The sequence below is a fragment of the Dyella silvatica genome (assembly GCF_026283955.1).
Lineage (GTDB): Bacteria > Pseudomonadota > Gammaproteobacteria > Xanthomonadales > Rhodanobacteraceae > Dyella_C > Dyella_C silvatica.
The window spans coordinates 1-6,251 of the sequence record NZ_JAPDPE010000177.1 but is presented as its reverse complement, the minus strand read 5'-3'; the positions used below and the strand labels follow the sequence as shown (position 1 = coordinate 6,251).

6 protein-coding genes are annotated in these 6,251 nt (G+C 61.0%); all 6 read right to left on the bottom strand.

What is annotated here, in order from left to right:
* Positions 1-1,387, bottom strand: a 1,387-nt coding sequence (locus tag OUZ52_RS22920) for a sigma-54 dependent transcriptional regulator (RefSeq protein WP_323135389.1), incomplete at its 3' end; no start/stop codon positions are given.
* A gap of 356 nt (positions 1,388-1,743) precedes the next feature.
* Positions 1,744-2,292, bottom strand: coding sequence for a PilZ domain-containing protein (locus OUZ52_RS21790; RefSeq protein ID WP_266160699.1), 549 nt, complete (start codon positions 2,290-2,292; stop codon positions 1,744-1,746).
* A 131-nt stretch (positions 2,293-2,423) separates the two neighbouring features.
* A complete protein-coding gene (fliT, locus tag OUZ52_RS21785) occupies positions 2,424-2,705 on the bottom strand; it encodes a flagellar protein FliT (protein WP_266160697.1) in 282 nt (93 codons plus the stop codon).
* Positions 2,702-3,121: a flagellar export chaperone FliS gene (gene fliS, locus OUZ52_RS21780; RefSeq protein ID WP_266160695.1), complete on the bottom strand. Its 420-nt coding sequence runs from the start codon at positions 3,119-3,121 to the stop codon at positions 2,702-2,704. The genes fliT and fliS overlap by 4 nt, the downstream gene beginning before the upstream one ends.
* 23 nt (positions 3,122-3,144) lie before the next feature.
* The gene (gene fliD, locus OUZ52_RS21775) at positions 3,145-4,533 is read right to left on the bottom strand and encodes a flagellar filament capping protein FliD (protein ID WP_266160694.1); all 1,389 of its coding nucleotides are present in this window, start codon (positions 4,531-4,533) and stop codon (positions 3,145-3,147) included.
* A 109-nt stretch (positions 4,534-4,642) separates the two neighbouring features.
* Entirely contained in the window at positions 4,643-5,788 is a 1,146-nt protein-coding gene (locus tag OUZ52_RS21770; RefSeq protein ID WP_266160693.1) for a flagellin N-terminal helical domain-containing protein, read from the bottom strand.
* Positions 5,789-6,251 lie beyond the last annotated feature (463 nt).

Genomic DNA, 6,251 nt, shown 5'->3' with positions numbered 1-6,251 from the left:
TGGTGCGCTGCATGCGCAACAGCTTGGCCGCGTGTGCCACGACACCGCCGGTGGCGTCGAGTGCCTGACGGATCAAACCGATCTCGATATCGGCCAGATGATCTTTCAGATCGAGCCCGCCTTCGGGTAGCGTGACCGCTGAATCCATGCAGCTACCGCTGGCGCTCGGCGCTGGCGTATGCATTTCCATCAAGGCCAGCAAGGCCGCGCCGCTGGCCTCGGTGTGAGTGGATGCGCCGCGGTATTTTTCCGGCAGGTCGCAGGCACGCACTTCGCCCGTGGGATACAGAATGGCCCTGCGTTCGACCAGGTTGCTCAGCTCACGCACATTGCCGGGCCAGCTATAGCCACGCAAGGCAGCCAGCGCACCCGCACTGAAACGCACACGGTTGAGACCGCGTCGCATCAAGCGTTGATTGAACTCGGCGATCAACTCCGGCATATCGTCCAGGTGCTCGCGCAGCGAGGGCATTTCCAGCGGGAAAACGCTGAGCCGGTAGTACAGATCTTCGCGGAAACCGCCCTCGTTGATCGCCTGCTCGAGATTGCGGTGTGTCGCCGCAATGATGCGTACGTCGCAACGCATGGAGCGGCTGCCACCCACCCGTTCGTACACCCGTTCTTGCAAGACGCGCAGCAATTTCACCTGCATCGGCAGGCTCATGTCGCCGATCTCATCGAGAAATAGCGTGCCGCCTTCGGCCAGCTCAAAGCGCCCTTTGCGCGCGCTGATGGCGCCAGTGAAGGCGCCCTTTTCATGGCCGAACAGTTCGCTTTCCAGCAATTCGGCCGGAATCGCCCCGCAGTTGATCGCCACAAAAGGACGCTCGCTGCGCGGCGAGCAATCATGAATCGTGCGCGCCACCATTTCCTTGCCGGTGCCCGATTCGCCCAGTACCAGGACGTTGGAATCAAACGGCGCGACCTGGCGAATCAGATCGTTGACCCGCGCCAACGGCGCCGAGCCGCCGACACTGCGCCGCACGCCCGGCACGCCAGCAGCCGGCGTGGTGCTCAGCTCACTCAAGGCCTTGGTCAGGTGTTCGTAACGCAGCGGGAAGGTAATCAGCTCGACCTTGCGGCTGCGATCACTGCTTGCCGCGCCGCTCAATTGGGCGGCCAGCGGCGAATCGGCGGCGACCAGCAAGGGCAACTGCAATGCCTGCTCGCCCAATAGATCGAGCTGCCGCTGATAATCATCCAGATCAATGACATCGCCGATATAAATCGCGCGCCAGCGGCCTTGATCGCCTGCGGCCGACTCGCTTTGCTGCGGCTGGCAACGATCGCTGTACTGCGGGCAGTAGCCAAGAAACTGCAGCGCAGAATAAATCGATTCCGCTCTTACAACGTCTGCCTCGATGACTAGGATGCTTTGATTTTTCACTGCGATTCCCCTGACTCTGCTTGCAGCCAGATTCCAATCAGACTGCCTACTTGCCACGTGACAACTGTCCTTCGTCGCACTCGCGGGAAGCTAACGCAAGATCGAGGCCAAGACGTTGCGGCCCTCAGCTCATGAAGTGCTGAACACGCTCTCGAAAGAAACCGCTCGCGGCCGCACAGGAATCAGCGGATGCCACGCAAGTTCTTGAGAAGTAGCGGATAAATGAATGCAGGCTGACGTAAGACAGTCTTCGGCGGCAACGACGACGGAATGCCAACGGCGTCAAAAAATGCGTGTGAATGATGCATTTTTTGTGATTTTCATCACATTGTGTTTTGTGCACGGGTTGGCGAATTTCACAACCCCGCGTGACGGATTACTGCCACTTTGCGTCGGTGATGACGAAAAACGAGTCGTTCGAGACCCTCACGCAAGGCGTCACTGCGCTGTTCGAACTCGACAAACCGGCGGCCGTCAGCGAATTGACGCACGCATCGCGCAGGCAGCTCCAGCAACAGGCCGGGGCTGGCGTCAAAACGGATACGCAACAGCAACGCCTCGCTATCGATGGCCAAGGCCTCGGGCAGCAATGCGCCCACGGCGTTGAAGCGCAGGCTTTGCCGCGCCGGTAAAGCCATCGGTACCAGCAAACGGTTGACGATGTCGATCAAGGCATTGAGCTTGGCATCCAGTCGCAGCATTTCTTGCATCACCGGATTGTCATCGTCGGCGGTGTCGCTGCGGCGGTCTTCCAGTACGGCGATGGTCGCCAGTACCGAAAGGTTTTTTTCCACATAGCCCGCGGCAAGCCGCGCATCCAGTGGCCACGCCAGTGGCGCGCAATCGACATGCCACTCACCTTCACAGGCGAGATGCTGCTCGAACTCCTCCCATGGGCTGCTCATGATGCGCCGCCCGGAAGCTGGACATAGAGAGTTGAGTATCGGTACATCATCGCGGCCCCTCCGCCCTGGCTGCGTGTTTAAAGCATCGATCGATCCGTTGGCGAGCTGCCTACCCGCGCCATTGGTATGGCCTACAGCGCACTGCCATAGGCAGCTATGGCCTGCACACCCCGCCACTGGGCGGCGACGGCGTCGCGCGCCTCGCGTACCTGCACGGATAGTGCGCGGTCACAGGCGAGAATGGCATCTACCAGGGCCTGCGATTCGGCGTTCACCGTATGCGGCTGCAATAACAGCGGCTCTCGCTCGGCCTCGAGTCGGGTCAAGCGGTCCCAGTCGGCGGCTTGCGCCGCCGCCTGCATGGCATGCGTCAAAATCATGGCTTGCTGCAGGGCCATCGACGATCCGCTCATGCCGCGGCACCCTGTGCCGCCGGACGCTGACGCGCCTCGGCGGGAATCTGCACCCAGCTATCGCGAATCGGCTGCAGCAGGGTCGAGACTTCGTCCAGGGCACTGAGGTCGTTGTTCAAGTTAGCGTGCAGTAAGCGCCGCCCCATGTATTCGTAAAGCGCATCGAGGCGACCGCTGAACTGGGCGTCCACCGAGTGATCGAGGCTGTCGCGCAGCGCACCGATGATATCGATGCAACGGGTGATGGTTTCGCCCTTGGCCGCCACTTCGCCGTGCTGCATATAACCGCGCGCCTTGACCAGGCGGTCGAGCGCGCCATCCATCAACAGGCTAATCAAGCCGTGCGGATCGGCCAGTTCTACACCGCCCTGCGAGCGAACCTGCTGATAAGCGCCTGCGCCATAACCGAATGCCATTGCCTCGCCCTCTCGCTCGCCGATTAGTTCTTGTTGTTCAACGAATTGAACTGCTGCGTCAAATAGCTGCTGGTGTTGTTGAGCTTGGTCAGCATGGTGTCGAGCGCGGTGAATTGCTTGGTATAGCGCGTCGACAAATCGCTCATGTCGCTATCCAGGCTGGCCTGGCGAGTGGTGAGGTCTTTAAGCTGCTGATTCAGATTGGTGGTGCGCACCGCCAGAATGCCCTGGGTGCCGATCCAGCCATCGAGCGGGCTGCTGAGTTTGCTGGCCAGTCCGTTGGTACCGGAGAACATCCCCTTGAGCTGGGTGCCGCCATCGGCGGTGGCCGCCTGCAGCTGACCGCTGTCTACCTTCAGCGTGCCATCGACTTGCAACGTAATGCCGATGGAGCTCAGCGTGCTGCCGCTACCGCCGGTACCGCTGACAATGCCCGACAAGGTGGTCTTGATGTTGTTGAGCGTGGCATCGCCGAGCAAGGCGCCGGTATTGTTGCCGGTGGCGTCGTACTGGGTCAGGCTTTTATATAGCGCGGTCAGGTTGTTGTAGGCGTTGACGAAGCCGTTCACTGCCGCGGTAGCCGCACTGGGATCGCTGGTCAGGCTCAAGCTGGCGCTGCCGACCTTGCTCAGCGTCATGCTGACGCCATCGATACCGTTGCTCACCGTATTGCTGGCACTGCTGCCCGGCATGCCGTCGATGGTGTAGGTCGCGTCTTGTGCCGGGTTGGTGACCTTCATGCCATTGGCGCTGGCACCGGGCGTGTAATTGAGTGCCGCCAAACCGCCGTCGCCACCGCTGCTGCTCACCGTAAAACTATTGACGGCACCGGTTGCATTGCTGCTCATCACCAAATGCGCACCGTCGCTGCCGGTGACGATGGTAGCGGTAACACCGGGGTTGTTGCTGGCACCGTTGATCGCATCGCGAATCGACGCCAGCGAGCCGTTCGTGCTGTCGATGTTCAACTGCATCTGCTGGCTGCCGATGGCGACAGTAAGCGTGCCCGTGCCTAGCTGGGTCTGCGCGTTGGCGACGCCGCCAGACGTCAGCTTGAGCGCTGTCGCCAATTGACTGACGTTGATGTTGTAACTGCCGTTGACCGCACCCGTCGTCGACGAAGCGGTAAGCACCGTGCTGTCGCTGCTGGCGACCTTGCGGGTATTGAATGCGCTGCCGTCGCTGAGCGAAGCCAGCGCCGTCTTCAAAGTCGAAAGCGCGGAGCTGATCTGCCCCAGCGCGGATATCTCGGTCTTGGCGCTGTTCGTCTGGCTATCGATCTGCCCTTGCAGCGGCGCTTTCTTTGCCGCGACGAGCTTGCTCACAAGGGTCGTCACATCCAATCCCGAGCCGACACCGGCGGCAGTGAGCGGGCTATTTGACGATGACGTGGGAGTGGTGGTGATTGCCATGGATTACCTCAGAGCCGGTTCAATAACCTATGAAGGGACTCATGCAAGAAAGCGGCCACACGCAGAACCCGTTTACGATCCCTGCGTGTGGCCGCCCAAACTCAAGCCATTACTGCAGCAACTTCAGCACGCTCTGCTGGCTGGAGTTGGCCTGTGCCAACACCGACACGCCAGCCTGCTGCAGCACCTGCGCGCTGGACATGTTCGCCGTCTCTTGCGCGAAGTCGGCGTCCTGGATCTGGCTGCGCGACGAGCTCAGGTTCTGCGAAATGGTCTGCAGGTTGTTGATGGTCGACTGGAAGCGGTTCTGCACCGCACCCAGGTTGGAGCGCAGATCGCTCACCGACTGCAGCGCGGCATCGATGCGGCGAATGGTGTCATTGGCGCCAGCCACGGTGGAAACCGAGGCGTCCGCCAAGTGCTTGGCATCAAGCGCATGGGTGGCCTTGTCGGTGGCGGCGAAACCCAGCGCGGTCGCACCGGAGGCATCGACGTCCGCACCGAACGACTGGATGGTGATCTTGCCGGTGGCGTCGGTGGTCGCCTGCACGTCCACACCCTGATCCTTAAAGCCGGCGTTCAATGCCGTCGCCACGTCAGCGGCGCTGTTGTACACCGTGCCGCTCTTCAGCGTGACCGTGCTGCCGGTAGCACCGCCAACCTGGATTTTCTGGTCGGCCGCAAGGGTCAACGGATAAGTCGGCGCCGTGCCGCTGGAGGTCACCGTGGCGCTATCGACCTGACCGATCTGGTTGGCTTTCATGCCGACGCCGAAGTTCACGCTGATCGTTTCGCCGACGTTGGCACCGACCTGGAACGCGACCGAACCGGCGCTGCCGTCGAGCACCTTGGTGCCGTTGAAGTTGGTCTGCTGAGCGATGCGGGTGACTTCCGCCAGACGCTCCTGCACTTCCTTATCCATCTCGCCACGGTTCGTGCTGGAGTAGGAGCCGCTGACCGACTGCGCTGCCAGCTGACGAATGCGCTGCAAGTTGTTGGTCACTTCGTCCAGCGCCGACTCAGTGGTCTGCGCCATCGAGATACCGTCGTTAGCGTTGGAGACAGCCTGGTTGAGGCCGTTGATCTGGGTGGTGAAGCGGGTCGAGATGGCCAGGCCGGCGGCATCGTCTTTGGCGCTGTTGATGCGCATGCCCGACGACAGACGCTGAATCGCGGTGCTGAGTTTGCTCTGGGATTTAGCCAGATTGTTTTGCGCGTTCAGCGAGTTGATATTGGTGGTAACGCTCATGACCATGGGAAGTACTCCATATCGGGACTGAAGTGCCGACGATGGCCGGCAGTGGTTGGTCGGCGGGGCGTTCTTGTTGAGTGCCGCCGCCTCAGGGACTGTTTCGGCGTTTGATTTGGAAACTTGAGAAGGGGGATTGGGTTTGTTGCTGAGGGCTGGGTGCGCGCGTTTATTGCGCCTCGCTTGTTTGTTGTGAGGTGGCGAACTTGTCGCCTGCGGCGGGGTTGGCTTGTTTGTGATCGTGTCGCGAACTGGTTCGCCTGCGGCGGGCTTTCGTACTTGCCTGCTGTGATATCGCGAGGTTGTTCGCCTGCGGCGGGCTTTCGACCTCCTGCCGGAGGCCGAGTCACTTTTCTTTGCGTGGCCAAAGAAAAGTAACCCAAAGAAAGGCCAACCCCGCTTGTCGCCCTTCGGGTGCGTGAGGGCTGGCCGGGCTTTTCGACAGGGCTTCCTGCCCTGGCGAAAAGGC